The following is a 15,698-nucleotide window of genomic DNA, read 5'->3' as shown; positions in this document are numbered from 1 at the left end:
AAAAAAGCCCTCCGGAGGCGACGCATCGCATCCGGAGGGCTGCACCCAGTTTTCTTGGCCCTCGCATGTATCAATACAATAAATCCGGCGCCTGTTATCCCGCAGGTCACCGATGTATCGGTTAAGGCAGGTCTTCTGGCTCCCCCGCCTTTTCAGCGGCCTTCCCATCCGGCTTTGGCCGAAAAGTGGCATCAAGGCTGAAAAGGTTTTCGTCAAGCAAACGAATCGGGGTTACAGCGGCGGGACCACTCCCGACTTTCACGGGATTCCCTATTAAGCGTATTGCATTGCACCCTAACATTTATTTTTATAGTAAACAGAAAAGAGACTGTCAAGATGAAAGCAAATAAATTCCAAACACCACTACATGCAAGCCCGTCATCAATACCGCGCTGAGCAGGGTGGAAAGCATCATCAGGTGGCCCGCCTTTAAGATGTCCGAAGGCACGGGCGGCCTGAAATTTTTTCCGATCCAGGGTTTATCCACATACCGGCCATGGTAGATATTGGGCCCGTTTAGTTTCACGCCGAGCGCGCCGGCAAATGCCGCCTCAGGCCTTCCGGCGTTGGGGCTCTGGTGGTTTTTGCCCTCATGCCGAGCGGTTTGTAAGGCGCGGCCGCCGGTATCAAACAGCATGCGCGCGGCAAGCGCGATGATCGGCAATGAAAGCCGTGCCGGAATCCAGTTTAGCAGATCATCCAGGCGGGCCGAGGCCCTGCCGAAATCCTTGTATCGCTCGTTTTTATAGCCCACCATGGAGTCCAGGGTGGAGGCCATTTTAAAGGCTGCCGCGCCCGGCGCACCCAGCAGGGCGGCATAAAAAAGCGGGGATAATACGCCATCCACAAAATTTTCCGCCACGGTCTCAACCGCTGCCCGCGAAATGCCGGTGTCATCCAGGTGCCTGACATCGCGGCTCACCAGCATCCCGATCCGGGTCCTGGCATGTTCAGTCTCTCCAGCGGCAAGGGATCTGCGCACATGCATGGCCTCATCATACAGACACCGGGGAGCCAGGCATATATAAATGATAAGAACCTGGCTGATGCCACCCAGCACCGGATGCACCCAAATAGCCGCCGCCACCAGGGCAAAAGCTGCGAGAAAAGCGGCGCCCACCATCAGCGCGGCAAACAAAAACCCTGAAACCGTCAAAGGAAGTTTAAGCTTTCGGAAAAGCGGCTCCAGCCGGCTGATCCCCCATCCCATCAGCCGAATCGGGTGGGGAAGCCGGGGCGGGTCTCCGGCCGCCAGATCGATCACCAGGGCCAGGGGAAGCAGAACCCATCCAAAAGCAAAGCCGGTCATGCGCCTTCTCCCGCGGGAATAAGTTCCATCACGGCCATCAGGGCCTCAACATCCGCATGGGCTTCAAAATGGTTTGCCAAAAGCGCGTACTGGGCATCTCTTGCCGCGTACCCGGCCAAATTTGGAACTTCCGCATCCGGCAGACCGATCCGGATCAGCCATTTTTTAAGCACCCCTGGCTCATCAAACAGGCCGTGGATGTAGGTGCCCAAAACCCGGCCGTCTTCTGATGCACATCCGTCCCTAAAATTAACGACTTCGCCATTCTGTTCAATCACCGTAAGCCAGCCGGTCCCGCCGATAATTTCCGTCCGGCCCATGTGGATCTCATAGCCGGTGCCCTTGCTTTCATCCCATTTAAACCGCGCCCGGGTGGTGGTTTTGGGGGCGGTGAGCCGCGTTTTCACGGGCAATAGGCCGAGACCGTTCATTTCTCCGGACTCGCCTTCCAGGCCGTCGGGATCGGAAATGTCTCGCCCCAGCATCTGGTAGCCGCCGCAAATCCCCAGCAGATGCCCGCCCCGATCATAATACCGCCGGATGTGATCCGCCCATCCCAGATGTTTCAGCCAGTTTAAATCCGCCCGGGTGTTTTTCGAGCCCGGGAGGATCACCGCAGAAAAGCCGGAAAGATCCTGCGCCTGCTCCAGAAAATGCACACTCACGCCGCCTGCCGCATCCAGGGGATCAAAATCCGTAAAATTGGATATGTGCGGCAGCCGGATAACAGCGATGCCGGGCGCTTCAATGGCAGCCCCGGCCACCGTTTTCGGCCGTTCAATCACCACCGAATCCTCGGCCTCGATCCGGATGTGGTCAAACCAGGGAATCACGCCGAAACAGGGCTTTCCGGTCTTTTGCGTCAGCCATCGAACGCCCTCGTCAAAAAGGCTCGCATCCCCGCGGAAGCGGTTGATGATAAACCCCTTGATCTGATCCCGCTGCTCCGGGGCCAGGCATTCCAGGGTCCCCACGATCTGGGCGAACACCCCGCCCTTATGGATATCCGCCACCAGCACCACCGGCGCATCCGCATGGGCGGCGATGCGAAGATTGACGAAATCATGGGCCATTAAGTTCACCTCGGCGCAGGAGCCCGCTCCCTCCATAATCACCGCGGCATACTGCGCCCTCAGACGATCCAGGGCGTCTGCGGCAATGGCGAAAAGATCATTTTTGGCTGTGTAATACTCCCGGGCCTGCTGGTTGCCCACAGCCTTTCCCAAAACCACCACCTGGGAGCCGCTCTCGCCTGTGGGCTTTAAAAGCACGGGGTTCATATTGACGTGCGGGGCCAGGCGGCAGGCCTCGGCCTGCACAATCTGGGCGCGTCCCATTTCCAGCCCTTCCGGCGTCACCCCGGAATTGTTGGACATGTTCTGGGCCTTATACGGCGCCACCCGCACGCCGCGGTCAGCCAGCACCCGGCACATGGCAGTGGCCAGCACGCTTTTTCCCACATCCGATCCCGTGCCCAGAAACGCCAGGCAGGGTGTTTTTTTTGTATCCGCACGCATTTAAAAATCCGCTTTAAATAATCGCCTTTTTTGATGCCATATCATTTTTTCGTGTCAAGCGAACCATACTTTTTTATTGACAGCAATCCTGTTTTTGCATAAATAAAATTTTTTAGGAAAATTAAAGATGCCAGCATCAGCCATTGCCGAAGCATGGCAAGATGCCGAAACAGACATAAACAATAAAGCCACGAAGGTTAAGACGGATGGATATCTGCGCTTTCTTTCGTGGCTTTTTTGCTTTAAAGCGCGGCCGGCTGTCAGTTTAGCGCCTGGATGCAACCAAGACCTCTCCTTTCTCCCCTTTACCCCCAAAGGTTTCAATGCATCCAGGCGCTAATTAACCATTCTGAAAAACCGGGAAAAATTTATCCTCCTGCCGCCGGCATGGGGAAAAAGGATCAGCCAAACGATGCATCATAAACAAGAAAAACTGTTTCCCATACGAAGGCCTGGGATCGGACTGTTTTTACTGCTCGCTGTCCTGTGCATTCTGTCCGCGAACCAGGCAGCCGCAGAGGGTGAAACCGGCAAAAAGATCGAAAAAGATACCAATGACGACGGCAATATTGACCGGATCTCTTTTTTTGATGAAAAAGGCCGCATCCGGCGGCTTGAGATGGATACCAACAAAGACGGCCGAATGGATCAATTCCAGTTTTATGAAGCGGAAACCATCGTCCGCCTTGAAAAAGACAATGATTACGACGGCCAGATTGACTCCATCGACTATTTTACCGACGGCCGGCGCATCCGCCAGGAACGCTTTAGTGAAAACCGGGAAATCAACCGCGTCATCTACTTTGATGAAAATGAAAAACCCCTGAAAATGAAGGCCGACACCAATGACAGCGGGTTTTTTGACACGATCTATTATTTTGAAGATGGCGCACTGAATTTTTCCACCAAGGACACGGATGAAAACGGCCGCATTAATATCTGGCAGACCTATCATTCTGATTTGCCGCTAAGCCGCCTGGCAGATCAGAATGAAGACGGCCGACTAGAGCAAGTTTTCCTCTATGATAAAAACGGCCAGCCGGCCGAGAGCCGGCATGATCTGTCCGAAGACGGAAGGATGGAGACGACCCGCTATTATGACAACGGCGAGGTTTCTATTCAGCAGAAGGATACCGATGATGACGGCCGGATGGATTCAATCACCATTTTTGAAAACAGCGAGCCCATCCGTCAGAAAAAGGACGCCAATCTGGACGGGCGGTTTGACATATTCACCCGGTTTGAAGCCGGCCAGCCAATCACCCAGGAAAAGGACAGCAATCATGACGGCACCCGCGATACCTTCACGTGGTTTGACGCGGAGAGCCAGGTCAAACGGATTGAAGAGGACTCCCGGCATACGGGTCATATCGACCGCATCCGCTTTTTTGAAGACGGCAAACAGATACGCATGGAATATGATGCGGACGGCGACCGGTTTCTGGAAACCGTAACCTATTTTAAAGACGAAAAAATCCACCGGCAGACCCGGGATGATAACCAGGACGGCACGCCGGATACCACGGTCTTTTTCAATGAAGACGCGGAAAAAGAAAAAGTCGAAAGCGATACGACCTATAACGGGGCCGTGGACACCTGGCAGTTCTATGAAAACGGACAGCTGACAAAGGTTGAAAAGGATGAAAACGGCGACGGTGAAATTGACCTCCGCGCTATTTATAAAAATGAAGAAAAACAAAAGATTGTCAAGGACTCCGACCATGACGGGCATTTTGAAATCACCCAGTGGTTTGACCGGCCCGAATGGGCCATGGTCATGGAGCAGGACGCGGATGCGGACGAGCAGCCCGAAGCCCGGTTCTGCTACCAGGACGGGGTATTAAGGCGAAAAGCCATAGATGAGGACGGGGATGGGCGCATGAACTACCGCGAGTATTATGATGCCGCGGGAAAGCTGACCAAGGCCGTGGAATACGCGCAAAACACCGATGACTCGGACCTGGTATGGTTTTATGATGAGGCGGAGAACCCCATCCGGGCGGAAAAGGACAAAGATGGAGACGGCCAAACCGACGTCTGGTTCTATTACACCGAGCGACGTGTCACCCGGGTCGAAGAGGACACCAACGGCGACGGGGCTCCGGACCTCTGGGAGCACTATGATGAATCCGAGGCCCTGGTGAAAACGGAAAAAGATCTCGACTACGACGGCAAACCGGATATCGTGGAAGAAGAAGAAGAGGGTGCTGATACCAGCACTTCAAAACAAATCAGCGAATAATCCATATAAACTTGATAGATTCGTAAAAAATGAAGGATTTTCAAGTTTGCCGCAGATACAAGGAAAATGATGTCGAGCTATAGTTACCTATGCGAGACAACATTTGACGCAGTAGATGCGGTGAAATTGGAAATTCTTGAGGAGGATCAATGATCGAATTCTTAAGCAAAGGCGGGGTGCTGGTCATCCCGATCCTGCTCTGCTCCGTGCTGGCGCTGGCTATCTTCGCCGAGCGGCTGATCCATTTTACCCGGCTGAGAAGCCGGGGCGCGGGACTTACGGAAAAAGTTGTGGCGCTGATCCGGCAGGGTAAGGACCAAACCGCCTACGACACGGCCGTTAACAGCCGCTCACCCATGGGCCAGGTCCTGGCCCAGGCCATGGGAGTCAGAAACCAGGACCGGGATATGCTCGAATCGGTGATTACCCATGCCACGGACACGGAAGTCCGGAAGCTGTCCTCATACACCCAGGCGCTGGCCACCATCGGCAATGTTGCGCCGCTTTTGGGGCTTTTGGGCACGGTCATCGGCATGATTAAAGCCTTTATGGTCATCCAGCAGATGGGCGGCAAAGTCAATGCCGCGGTTCTGGCCGGCGGCATCTGGGAGGCCATGCTGACCACCGCGCTGGGCCTGGCCGTGGCGCTGCCCACCATGGTTGCGCATTCTTATGTGCTCTCCCGCATAGAAAAATATGAGGCCAAGCTTCAGGAAGGTTCGGTGGCCTTCCTCAAAGCGATCACCGCCAAGCAATAGCAAGGAGCCGATCGATGGCATTAACCTTTAAAAAACGCGAACCATACCAAATCCAGGCGCCGCTGACCTCGCTGATCGATATCGTCTTCATGCTGCTGATCTATTTCTTGCTGACCACGAATTTTATGGTGGATGAAGGCATCAAGGTCAAGCTGCCCCAGGCCAAGGCGTCTGCGCCCCAGGTGCAGAAAGAGATTACGATTTATGTGGATGAGTCCGGACAGGCCTATCTCATGGACCAGCCGGTGGCACTTGATCAATTGTTCACCCGCCTTAAGAACATGATCGGCAGCGACGAGAACCGCCTCGTGGTGGTCAAGTCCGACCGCCGGGTAATTTTGAACAAGGCCGTCAAGGTCATGGATATTGCCAAGGCCGCAGGTGCCGGTAGATTGTGTCTGGCGACGGAAAAGGAATTTTAACCGGTGACGGCTGAAAACGGCAAAAAACAGCCCAACTGGGTCCTCCGCGGCATGCTGGTGATTTCCCTGGGCATCCATGTGGTGATCTTTATGCACATTGCCGGGCTTTACCGCTCCAATGCTTTGAATGTCATTGAACTGACGGTAAGGGAAGAAGAGCCGCCGGCGAGGTCCATTCCGCGGCCCCGGATGCGCCACAAAACCCCGCAGGTAAATGATGTCAAGAAAATCCAGGTGCCCAAACCGCATATGCCGAAGATGAAGATGGATCAAATTGAGGCCGACAGCCCGGATACCATTACCGAGCAGATTGCCATGCCCGATACGTCCGGGCTTTCCGCCGATGTCGCGGAGTGGTCGCCGCCCGGAGCGGCCAACTATCTGACCAAGGGTGATTACTTTGACATGCTGCGGCTTAAAATCGAAAGCAAGAAAAAATATCCCCCATCCGCCCAGAAAAGGCAGATCGAAGGCCGGGTGGTGGTCGGCTTTACTATTGATCCGGACGGCCGGGTCACATCGGCTGAAATCGTCCGGTCCTCGCGGCATTCAGCCCTGGATCGGGCGGCGCTTGACGCGGTCAAATCGGCGGCCCCCTTTCCCCGGCCGCCATCAAAAATGTTTGACGGGCCGCTTGAGATGAAAATCACCATCATGTTTGAACTGACATGAAAAACAGTCTAAACGGCGACGGCCTGAAACGCGAGATCGGCCTTTTTACCGCCACCGTGCTGCTTATCGCCAACATGGTGGGAACCGGGATTTTCGCCACTTCCGGCTACATTATGACCGAGCTGGGCCATCCCCTGACCCTGCTTTTGTGCTGGCTTTTCGGCGGCCTTTTTGCGCTTTGCGGGGCGCTGTGCTACGGCGAACTGGGGGCCCGGTTCCCGAGGGCCGGCGGGGAAATCAAAAACCCGCAGAAAAACATCCGCGTCTCCCTGGCGGTCGGCACCCTGGCCGTGATGGGCCTCTACCTTTTGATCAACGCGGTCTACATCTATGCCATGCCCGCTGCTGAGATGCGCGATGTGCTGGATATTGGGGCCAAAGCCGCGGTTAATTTGTTCGGCGATCAGATCAGCCGGTATTTCAGCGCGGCGGTTTCCCTGGGCATTCTCTCGGTGTTAAGCGCCATGATCATGACCGGCCCCCGGGTCTATTATGCCATGTCCAGGGACGGGGTATTTTTTACGCCCTTTGCCCGGGTCAACAAAAAGCGCCATACACCGGCCGCCTCCATTTTTCTGCAGGGAGCCATTGCCGTTTTCCTGGTGTTGACCTCTGTTTTCAATGCCCTTCTGATCTATATCGGCTTTACCCTATCCATTTTTGCCGTCCTCACTGTTATCGGCATGATATGGCTGAGATACCGCCGGCCGGACCAAAGCCCCGCCTATAAGACGTTTGGCTACCCCATCACCCCGCTTTTGTTTATATTCGGCAATCTCTGGATTATCATATACTCTGTCAAGAGCCGGCCGCTCAGCACCTTGTTCGGTCTGGCCACGATTGCCGAGGGCATCCTGCTTTATCTCTACCTCAACAAAAGAACAATGGCATTTAACCGTGGAGAAAACAGTTGACAAACTTCTTTCTGAACGGATATGAAATAAAATTTAAAACAATGAGCTGAAGCTCTTTTTAAGCGGTTTTTAAAACGCACCATCCGAACATAAACAACTTGGGCCACGAAGGTCTGCTTTTTTCCGTACAAACGGAAAATGCGTCTTTCGTGGCCTTTTTTTTGCCCGAAAGACCTGTGGATCATTTTCCCGGCCCGCCGATGCAGGCGATTCCGGGATTTTAGACGAAAAAGGAGTACAGGCATGAAGGGCTTGAAGGCTTTAACAGTAATGATTTTATGGGCGATTATGGTGCTGCCGGCGGATTCGGTTTTTGCCGGGGAAAAACAGACGCGCTACCGCCTGGATGACGTGGTTGTATCAACCTCCCGATCAGAGGTGACGCCGAGTGATGCGCCCCGGAGCATCAGTGTGATTTCGGAAGAAGAGATCATGGCCACCCCGTTTGACAGGGTTGAGGATATTCTCCGGTTTTCCGCGGGCATCCAGGTAACCCAGCACCACGGGCAGCAGACAAGCGGCATTGCGGGCCATCTCACCATGCGGGGAACCGGGCGCAACCGGGTTTTGATGATGCTTGACGGCGTTCCCCTAAACGACAATTTCAGCAACACCATCGCCTGGGTGGCCTGGGGCCTGATCCCCAAGGAAAGCATCGAGCGGATCGAAATTCTGCGGGGGCCTTCCTCCGCATCCTACGGCTCCGAAGGACTGGGCGGCATTGTCAACATTATCACAAAAAATCCGGACGAAAACCGGGAAACCAGCGTACGGGCAAAAGCAGGCTCTGCCAGCACCTATATCGGCTCCGGACTGCATTCCCAAAAATTCGAGCGGTTTGGGTTTCTGCTTTCAGGTGCCTATGAGGACAGCGACGGATTTTACATGATCGATCCGGAGGGTATTGAAGAATACACGCAGAGGCGATACCGTGAAATCGGCAAGGGATTCGGCAAAGTCACCTATTCCCCGGGGGAGAGGACCGATATCTCTTTTAGCGGCTTGTATTATGACCATGAAATGGGAAAAGGCCGGGACTATTTCTATGATGACCTGACTCTGGACCAATACCGCCTCGGCATGACCCATCGCGGGGATTTAATGAATTGGAAAGCCGTGGCTTATTTAAATCGGGGGGATAAAACAGCCTACCAGGACGTAAAGGAAAAAGGGGAGTTCCGACCCGACCGCAATGAAAGATTCCCTGATAATAAAGTATGGGGGGCGGAAATCCAGAACACCCTGCCGTTGTTCGAAACGGCAGAACTCACAACCGGCGTGGCATTTAAACGGGTGTCAATGGGCTACAAGGAAATTCAGCTGGTTAATTTTGACCGGGATGTCAACGCTTCCGGAGAGCAGCGGTTCATATCGCCTTTTGTTGAAGGAACCGCGCGTTTTATGGACGACCGGCTTGTCGTCAATGCCGGGCTTCGCTACGACAATGTGCGCAATTATGACGGAAAGGCAAAGGATGCCGATCCCTTCAGGGGCAGAGCGCCCTATGATGAAACCTATGACTCCGAGACATGGGACAACTTCTCCCCGAAGATAGGCCTCGTTTATCACCCGGATGAGCTGACAACCCTGAGAACATCCTTTGTCTATGGGTTTCGAACGCCCACTTTGTTTGAGCTCTACAAACCGCACGTGCGGGCCGGCGGTCGTTTTCTGCGGCGCGCCAACCCGGAACTGGACCCTGAAGAAATCCAATCCTGGGAAGCCGGTGCCGAGCGCGTCTTTTTCGACAGTCTATGGCTCCGGGCGACCTATTACCACTCACAAGTATCGGATTATATTGAAAGCGCAACGATCGCTTTCAATGAAGATACCGGCGCCAGGGATACGGAGAACCAGAACAAGGCAGAAGTCGAAATCAACGGGGTTGAAACCGAGCTGGAATATTTTATCGGCCGCGGCCTGAGCACCTTTTTCAATTACACCTATAACCTCTCCAAGATAGAAGATGATGATGAAAACCCGGACCGGGAGGGCAATTATCTGGCCGGCGTCCCCCGGCATAAATTCCGCTCCGGCATCACCTATCAAAACCCGGCTATCATTAATGCATCCGTTATGCTAAGGCATGACCGGCACATATACACAAACGACCTGAATACAGATAAAGCACCCAACTATACGACCATGGACATTTCATTATGGCGCCGGGTTTTTGACCTTGCGACCCTGCGGTTCACCATTGAAAACGCAACGGATGAGACGGAATATATTGAAGACGGAAGGATTTATTACGGCTCCGTACAATTTGATTTTTAAAAAAAGGAAAATTACAAATGCGATTGCTAAGCAAACTGCTAATATTTGTGCTGCCGGTGCTGCTTTTAAGCGTGCCGGCTTTCGGCCATCACCTCTGGGTCTCTGCTGAGGATGGAAGTTACACGGTCAACCGCGGCATCATTTCGGAGCGCACTTCCGCCTATGATCCCGCCTGTGTTGAGGCAATCAATGCGTATGGTCAAGACGGCGCGCCGCTTTCAATAGAGCGCATCAATGACGCCGAACAGGTGCGTTTTCAAACAGAGGCCCCGGCTGCAATGGCCAGTGTGGTCAGCAAATGGGGGGACCGTGTCAACACCACGCGCGGCAAGAAACTGATGAGCCGATCGGAAGCTGAAGAGGCGGGGTTGACCGTGATCAGCGCGTTTTTTTCAACCCATTTTTCAATAGCCCTTTTTAAGCCCTCCGATCAGAACACCAGGCCGCTGGGCCTGAAGTTTGAAATCCTGCCGCTTGATAATCCCCTGGCGGCCAGACCGGGCGAGGCGGTCTCCTTTAAGCTTTTATTCGACGGCAAGCCACTGGGTCAGGCTGCTGTTTACACGCTGGATGACCGGGAGATCAAAACCGATAAAAACGGGGTGGCCCGCATCGCCTTTGAAAAAAACGGCGTCCACCTCCTTTATGCCAGTCACCAGAGCCCTGCGAAAAATGACAGCGGACTGGATTATTTGAAATTTATGACATTTTTAACATTTGAGGTAAAATAATGAGGCGATTGATTGTATTGGCATTTGCCATGATCTGGATGACCGTCCTGCCTGAAGGCGCGGCCGCCCATGGCACGGATTACCGCGTCATCGAGGAAACGCCGGTGATTGCTGCGGAATTCTTCTATTCGGACAAAAAGCCCATGCGCTATGCTGAAGTGCTGGTCTTCAGTCCCGAAAACGACGTGGTTGAATATCAAAACGGCCGAACCGATCAAAACGGAAGGTTTGCCTTCTATCCGGAAATGCCGGGTAACTGGCTGGTTAAAGTTAACGACGGCATGGGCCATGCGGTCCGGGCAGAGATCAGCGTCAAGCCCGCCGAAACTGCCGGGGGCACCGCTGAAGTCCCGGCGGAACCAAAAAGGCAGCCGACTGCGGACGCATCAATGATAATGAAAGCCCTGCTGGGATTGAGCCTGCTGCTGAATCTTTTTTTGGGAATGTATGCGTGGAAAAGCAATCACTGAAAAATCAGGGCGCATTAACTAAGGATTTCCGGGAAACGGATGAAAAATGGCTGGATCTGTTCATCTCCGGCAAATGCGCAAAGCAACTAAAAACGCAGCTTTTTATAACATTGTCAAGGGGTTAACTCGATGCATATATCCGAAGGGGTTTTATCCGCCCCGGTGCTGGCTTCGGGCGCGGCCTTTGCCGCCGCGGGCATTGCGGTGGGACTAAAAAAACTTGATAATGACCGCATTCCGCAGGCCGGTATCCTGGCGGCGGCATTTTTCGTGGCCTCGCTGGTGCATGTGCCCATCGGCCCATCCAGCGTGCACCTGGTGTTAAACGGCATCGTGGGGCTGCTGCTGGGCTGGGCCGCCTTTCCGGTCATTGCCGTGGCCCTGGTGCTGCAAGCCGTCTTGTTCCAATTCGGCGGCATCACGACCCTGGGGGTCAATACCCTGATCATGGCCGGTCCGGCAGTGGCCTGCTACTATCTCTGCGGGCCGTTTGTCAAAAAGGGAAATACCATCGCCCTGGCCGGGGCGTTTGCCTGCGGCGCCCTGGCCATCCTCTTGTCAGCGCTGTGTGTGGCCGGCGCGCTGGTGCTGACGGGCGAAGCTTTTATTGAAATCTCAGTCGCGCTGGTAGGCGCCCATATTGTGGTTATGTTGATTGAAGGCATTGTCACCATGTTCTGCGTGGCGTTTTTAAAAAAGGTACAGCCGGAGATGCTGCCAATGGCCCAAACCCGGGGAAAAATCCCGCAAGGAAAACCTTAAATTCATGATCAGCGAGACCTTTGCATTCGGCGACAGCCCGGTCCATCGCCTGGATCCCCGGCTTCGAGTTGTTTTCGCGGTGCTGTTCAGCGTGTTGACCGCGATATCCAACCGCTTTCCCGCGGTATTTTTTGCCCTGTTTCTGGCGGTCTGCCTGGTGGGCTTATCCCGGATTCCGGTAAAAAAGGTTCTGGTCCGGCTGGCCCTGGTAAACGGCCTGGTATTGTTTATATGGCTGGTTCTGCCCTGGACGTATGAAGGCACGCCGGCCTTGGAAATCGGGCCATTGGTCGGATCGTTAGAGGGGATACGGCTGTGCGCCCTTATCACAATAAAATCCAATGCCATCATTTTAGCCCTGATTTCCCTCATATCCACCATGCCTGTTGCCACGCTGGGCTATGCGCTGCATCATCTGCGCCTGCCGGACAAGCTCGTGTATCTCCTTTTGATGACATACCGCTATATTTTCGTCATTGAAACCGAATACCAGCAGCTGGCCCGGGCGGCCCGCGTGCGCTGCTTTACGCCCGGCACCAACCTGCACACCTACAAAACCTATGCCTATCTGGTGGGGATGCTGTTTGTCCGCGCTTCAGCGCGCGCCCAGCGGGTGCACCAGGCCATGGTCTGCCGGGGATTTGCCGGCAGGTTCTATTGTCTGCATGAATTTGCCTTTAAAAAATCAGACTGGCGCTGGGGCGTGGGCATGGCGGTCGGTTTAATCGCACTGGGAGGACTCGAATGGGTGCTGATCATTTAGTCATCGATTTGGAAAATATCCGTTTCACCTATCCGGACGGCCGATCCGTGCTTAAAGAGTTGTCTTTTAAACTGGCCGAGGGCGCCCGGGCCGGGCTTATCGGCCCAAACGGAAGCGGCAAAACCACCCTTCTGCATATGCTTATGGGGCTCATACCGCAAACTGAGGGTACTATCCGCCTTTTCGGGCGGGAAATGCAGTCGGAGACGGATTTTCGCGAATCCCGAAAAAAAATCGGCCTCGTTTTCCAGAACGCCGATGACCAGCTGTTTTCCCCCACGGTTTTGGAAGACGTGGCGTTCGGTCCTTTAAACCTGGGGGCCGGCCCTTCAGAAGCCAAAGAGATAGCGATAAAGACCCTCAATGATCTCAATCTAACCGGTTTTGAGGACCGGATCTCCTACCGGCTCTCCGGCGGTGAAAAAAAACTGGTGGCCCTGGCCACCGTTCTTGCCATGGACCCGGCGGTGCTTGTCATGGACGAGCCGACCACCGGCCTGGATGAAGAAACCAACGACCGGATTGTCAACATCTTAAATACGCTCGACAAGACCCTGCTCATTGTCTCCCACGAATATGACTTCCTCGCCCGCACAACCCGTAATTTTTTTAGCATGCGGCAAGGCCAGGTCTTTGATGCAGGAGATTCCAGCAAACTTCACACACATATCCATGCACATATAGAAGGCGGCTTGCCCCATAAGCACCGAAACCTAATTAAATGAAGCGAATCCTGACCCTCTGCTTCAACAGTAAAGAGCCGATACAGGCAGTTTAATAAAGGAATACGTATGCAGGCTTCATTAAAAGGCAAGACGGCTATTGTAACCGGATCATCTCGCGGGATAGGAAGAGCAATAGCTCTGAAACTCGGTCAATTTGGAGCCTCAGTTGTGGTTGGGACAAAATCAGGGGACAGCAAAATCACTATTTATTTTTTTTCGGTCTTCGCCCCGGTTTTTTGGGCTTCAAAGGCCGGTCTAAAAGTCTCTCAGTCAGTCCAGTCCCTTTCTTTGTCAATAACCTCCCCACAATACTCCCAATCAATCACAATCACATGCAAAAAATCATCTATTGACATAGCGATTGAGCATGTATAGATTGTTAATACAATATAATATTATTGACGGAGGGTTCAAAGTGAGTACGCAAATGATTGTTCGAATCGATCCTGAACTAAAGGCAAAACTTAACAGTTTCGCGCGTACTGACGGAAAAAACGTCAGCCAGGTAGTCCGTGAACTTGTGGAAGCCTATGTGAAAGACCGTGATATCGGCGCCTATGTGGATGATCTGTGGAATCGGGTCGGCAATAAACTTAAAGCAAAAGGTTCCGGCCCTGACGACATCCAGCGGATCATTGATGATGTGAGAGCCGGCAAATGATCAAGGTCGTAGTGGATACCAATGTATTTGTTTCTTCTTTTTTTGGCGGAAATCCCCGAAAAATTATTGATTTATGGAGAGACGGAACGATTCATCTGTGTCTTTGCAGAGAAATTATAGGCGAATATATTGAAGTGCTCCAGCGCATGGGACTCCAAGATGAAAAGGAACTTGAGGAACTGCTGGATCTATTTGCCAAGGGTTTCCATGTCGTCTTTACAGCACAACCACCCACGCTTCAAGTGATTGATAAAGATCCGGATGATAATAAGTTTATCGAATGCGCCGTGGCATTAAAAGCCGCCGCCGTCATTTCCGGAGACAAGGCCGTTCTTGATGTAAAAAATTACATGGGAATTAAATTTCTTACACCAAAAAAGTTTCTGGATTTATTTATCAAAAAATAAAGACCATTCATTTCATTCACGAAGAATACGGATATTTTCCTGTCTGACGGTAAAACCGATTTCGTCCAGGTATTCCAGAACCACGACGGCCTGAGACCGGCCATAGCCAAAAACGGTTTGGCAATCCTGCATGGAAAAACAGCCGTTTTGGTGGATAAAGCGCTGCAGGCGATCCTTTATATTCGCAATGGCCCAGGGCGTGATAAATCGTCTGTCATCTAAAAGGATCAACTGATTTTTCGATTTCAGGTGCCACAGCAATTTTTCCACTGTTTTTTTGCCGAATTTGTTTTGGTGGATTTTGCAGAAGTGGCCGGCGGTGATGGCAAAGTCCATCAATAGCCTTTGCAGCTTTTGTTGATCGGCGGATAATTGCATGGCCTGGTCCGGCATTTGGTAATGCCCGTTTGAAAACAAGAGCCGGCCCTGGCTGTAGAGCGTTTCCAGTACGGATCGAAGCACGGCCGATGATATACTGGTTTCCATTGAGTCGGCGATCTCATTAACAGAAAACTTTGATTTCAGTGTTTTTTTGGCAAGCCGGCATTCTATCGTTTCGATAACCAGTTGCAGAAAAATGCGGCAATTTTGGGTTCCCAGTTGTTCATCGATCCATCTCCTTTAATCCTGATTTGTACAAACTGTTTGTGGTGTTTGCCGGAATTCGGCATCCCGGATCATGGCCATGATCTGCTCGTCCTCAAACCCCTTGAGCCGGATGGCCCCGGAACGGCAGGAAGCAACACAGGCGCCACACCCTTTGCTAAATGAAATTAATCTCTTAAAAAAACGTCAGACAAAACGCATTCAACCCGAAGCCATTGGCAATGCTTGCATGAACGGCGATTTCGATCGGAATTTGGATACCGGTGGCGGGGCCTGTCTGACATGTCAAAACAGGCCCCAAGAAAATGAGCACCTAAAGACGAGGGGCGGCAAGCCGATTCCTTAGCCCGTGCATGCGCCTACCAATCCCGGGTAGATATGCGGTGGCGCGCTCATGTAAAGCCGGGGAATCGTCTTATTCTCATGAGGGGTTTTCTAATTGCGGAAAATCATTTTTAATTC

At 52.8% G+C, this 15,698-nt stretch carries 16 protein-coding genes and 1 riboswitch; of the genes, 13 read left to right on the top strand and 3 right to left on the bottom strand.

Annotated features, from left to right (window positions below; translation table 11 throughout):
• Positions 1 to 107 precede the first annotated feature (107 nt).
• A riboswitch (cobalamin riboswitch) is annotated at positions 108 to 312 on the bottom strand.
• 19 nt (positions 313 to 331) lie between these two features.
• Together cbiB and U5L07_17000 are read right to left on the bottom strand one after the other, a co-directional pair.
• A complete protein-coding gene (gene cbiB / locus U5L07_17005) occupies positions 332 to 1,309 on the bottom strand; it encodes an adenosylcobinamide-phosphate synthase CbiB (protein MDZ7833446.1) in 978 nt (325 codons plus the stop codon).
• Complete coding sequence (locus tag U5L07_17000; GenBank protein ID MDZ7833445.1) at positions 1,306 to 2,826, bottom strand: cobyric acid synthase; 1,521 nt, start codon at positions 2,824 to 2,826, stop codon at positions 1,306 to 1,308. Before U5L07_17000 ends, cbiB begins: the two co-directional genes overlap by 4 nt.
• A gap of 412 nt (positions 2,827 to 3,238) precedes the next feature.
• Here U5L07_17000 and U5L07_16995 point away from each other — a divergent pair, with 412 nt between their 5' ends.
• From U5L07_16995 to U5L07_16935, 13 genes are all read left to right on the top strand, one after another.
• Positions 3,239 to 5,068 carry a hypothetical protein gene (locus U5L07_16995; GenBank protein ID MDZ7833444.1) on the top strand — a complete coding sequence of 610 codons (1,830 nt, stop codon included), beginning with the start codon at positions 3,239 to 3,241 and terminating at the stop codon, positions 5,066 to 5,068.
• Positions 5,069 to 5,217: 149 nt separating this feature from the next.
• The gene (locus U5L07_16990; GenBank protein ID MDZ7833443.1) at positions 5,218 to 5,826 is read left to right on the top strand and encodes a MotA/TolQ/ExbB proton channel family protein; all 609 of its coding nucleotides are present in this window, start codon (positions 5,218 to 5,220) and stop codon (positions 5,824 to 5,826) included.
• A 14-nt stretch (positions 5,827 to 5,840) separates the two neighbouring features.
• The gene (locus U5L07_16985) at positions 5,841 to 6,248 is read left to right on the top strand and encodes a biopolymer transporter ExbD (protein MDZ7833442.1); all 408 of its coding nucleotides are present in this window, start codon (positions 5,841 to 5,843) and stop codon (positions 6,246 to 6,248) included.
• Positions 6,249 to 6,251: 3 nt separating this feature from the next.
• Positions 6,252 to 6,920 (top strand): energy transducer TonB, encoded by a 669-nt coding sequence (locus tag U5L07_16980; GenBank protein ID MDZ7833441.1) that lies wholly within the window; start codon positions 6,252 to 6,254, stop codon positions 6,918 to 6,920.
• Positions 6,917 to 7,834, top strand: coding sequence for an amino acid permease (locus U5L07_16975; protein ID MDZ7833440.1), 918 nt, complete (start codon positions 6,917 to 6,919; stop codon positions 7,832 to 7,834). Before U5L07_16980 ends, U5L07_16975 begins: the two co-directional genes overlap by 4 nt.
• Positions 7,835 to 8,077: 243 nt before the next feature.
• On the top strand, positions 8,078 to 10,111 hold the full coding sequence (locus tag U5L07_16970; protein ID MDZ7833439.1) for a TonB-dependent receptor: 2,034 nt from the start codon (positions 8,078 to 8,080) through the stop codon (positions 10,109 to 10,111).
• A 17-nt stretch (positions 10,112 to 10,128) separates the two neighbouring features.
• Positions 10,129 to 10,842 (top strand): DUF4198 domain-containing protein, encoded by a 714-nt coding sequence (locus U5L07_16965; GenBank protein MDZ7833438.1) that lies wholly within the window; start codon positions 10,129 to 10,131, stop codon positions 10,840 to 10,842.
• Positions 10,842 to 11,312, top strand: coding sequence for a hypothetical protein (locus U5L07_16960; protein ID MDZ7833437.1), 471 nt, complete (start codon positions 10,842 to 10,844; stop codon positions 11,310 to 11,312). Before U5L07_16965 ends, U5L07_16960 begins: the two co-directional genes overlap by 1 nt.
• Before the next feature lie 129 nt (positions 11,313 to 11,441).
• Entirely contained in the window at positions 11,442 to 12,074 is a 633-nt protein-coding gene (gene cbiM, locus U5L07_16955) for a cobalt transporter CbiM (protein MDZ7833436.1), read from the top strand.
• Positions 12,075 to 12,078: 4 nt separating this feature from the next.
• Positions 12,079 to 12,837, top strand: a complete 759-nt coding sequence (gene cbiQ / locus U5L07_16950; GenBank protein MDZ7833435.1) for a cobalt ECF transporter T component CbiQ — start codon at positions 12,079 to 12,081, stop codon at positions 12,835 to 12,837.
• On the top strand, positions 12,819 to 13,562 hold the full coding sequence (locus tag U5L07_16945) for an ABC transporter ATP-binding protein (protein MDZ7833434.1): 744 nt from the start codon (positions 12,819 to 12,821) through the stop codon (positions 13,560 to 13,562). The genes cbiQ and U5L07_16945 overlap by 19 nt, the downstream gene beginning before the upstream one ends.
• Positions 13,563 to 13,977: 415 nt before the next feature.
• Positions 13,978 to 14,223, top strand: coding sequence for a ribbon-helix-helix protein, CopG family (locus tag U5L07_16940; GenBank protein MDZ7833433.1), 246 nt, complete (start codon positions 13,978 to 13,980; stop codon positions 14,221 to 14,223).
• Positions 14,220 to 14,630 carry a putative toxin-antitoxin system toxin component, PIN family gene (locus U5L07_16935; protein ID MDZ7833432.1) on the top strand — a complete coding sequence of 137 codons (411 nt, stop codon included), beginning with the start codon at positions 14,220 to 14,222 and terminating at the stop codon, positions 14,628 to 14,630. The genes U5L07_16940 and U5L07_16935 overlap by 4 nt, the downstream gene beginning before the upstream one ends.
• Before the next feature lie 12 nt (positions 14,631 to 14,642).
• On the opposite strand, the gene U5L07_16930 is transcribed toward U5L07_16935, so the two are convergent.
• Positions 14,643 to 15,116, bottom strand: coding sequence for a SelB C-terminal domain-containing protein (locus tag U5L07_16930; GenBank protein ID MDZ7833431.1), 474 nt, complete (start codon positions 15,114 to 15,116; stop codon positions 14,643 to 14,645).
• Between the last annotated feature and the right edge of the window lie 582 nt (positions 15,117 to 15,698).

Source organism: Desulfobacterales bacterium, from assembly GCA_034520365.1.
Lineage (GTDB): Bacteria > Desulfobacterota > Desulfobacteria > Desulfobacterales > Desulfosalsimonadaceae > M55B175.
The sequence above is the reverse complement of the archived record's forward strand: the minus strand, read 5'-3'. Positions and strand labels throughout refer to the sequence as shown.

Excerpts from the sequence above, each read along its gene's own strand:
- cbiB (MDZ7833446.1), bottom strand. The coding sequence starts at position 1,309 with ATGACCGGCTTTGCTTTTGGATGGGTTCTGCTTCCCCTGGCCCTGGTG.
- U5L07_17000 (MDZ7833445.1), bottom strand. The coding sequence starts at position 2,826 with ATGCGTGCGGATACAAAAAAAACACCCTGCCTGGCGTTTCTGGGCACG.
- U5L07_16995 (MDZ7833444.1), top strand. The coding sequence starts at position 3,239 with ATGCATCATAAACAAGAAAAACTGTTTCCCATACGAAGGCCTGGGATC.
- U5L07_16990 (MDZ7833443.1), top strand. The coding sequence starts at position 5,218 with ATGATCGAATTCTTAAGCAAAGGCGGGGTGCTGGTCATCCCGATCCTG.
- U5L07_16985 (MDZ7833442.1), top strand. The coding sequence starts at position 5,841 with ATGGCATTAACCTTTAAAAAACGCGAACCATACCAAATCCAGGCGCCG.
- U5L07_16975 (MDZ7833440.1), top strand. The coding sequence starts at position 6,917 with ATGAAAAACAGTCTAAACGGCGACGGCCTGAAACGCGAGATCGGCCTT.
- U5L07_16970 (MDZ7833439.1), top strand. The coding sequence starts at position 8,078 with ATGAAGGGCTTGAAGGCTTTAACAGTAATGATTTTATGGGCGATTATG.
- U5L07_16965 (MDZ7833438.1), top strand. The coding sequence starts at position 10,129 with ATGCGATTGCTAAGCAAACTGCTAATATTTGTGCTGCCGGTGCTGCTT.
- U5L07_16960 (MDZ7833437.1), top strand. The coding sequence starts at position 10,842 with ATGAGGCGATTGATTGTATTGGCATTTGCCATGATCTGGATGACCGTC.
- cbiM (MDZ7833436.1), top strand. The coding sequence starts at position 11,442 with ATGCATATATCCGAAGGGGTTTTATCCGCCCCGGTGCTGGCTTCGGGC.
- cbiQ (MDZ7833435.1), top strand. The coding sequence starts at position 12,079 with ATGATCAGCGAGACCTTTGCATTCGGCGACAGCCCGGTCCATCGCCTG.
- U5L07_16945 (MDZ7833434.1), top strand. The coding sequence starts at position 12,819 with ATGGGTGCTGATCATTTAGTCATCGATTTGGAAAATATCCGTTTCACC.
- U5L07_16935 (MDZ7833432.1), top strand. The coding sequence starts at position 14,220 with ATGATCAAGGTCGTAGTGGATACCAATGTATTTGTTTCTTCTTTTTTT.
- U5L07_16930 (MDZ7833431.1), bottom strand. The coding sequence starts at position 15,116 with ATGGAAACCAGTATATCATCGGCCGTGCTTCGATCCGTACTGGAAACG.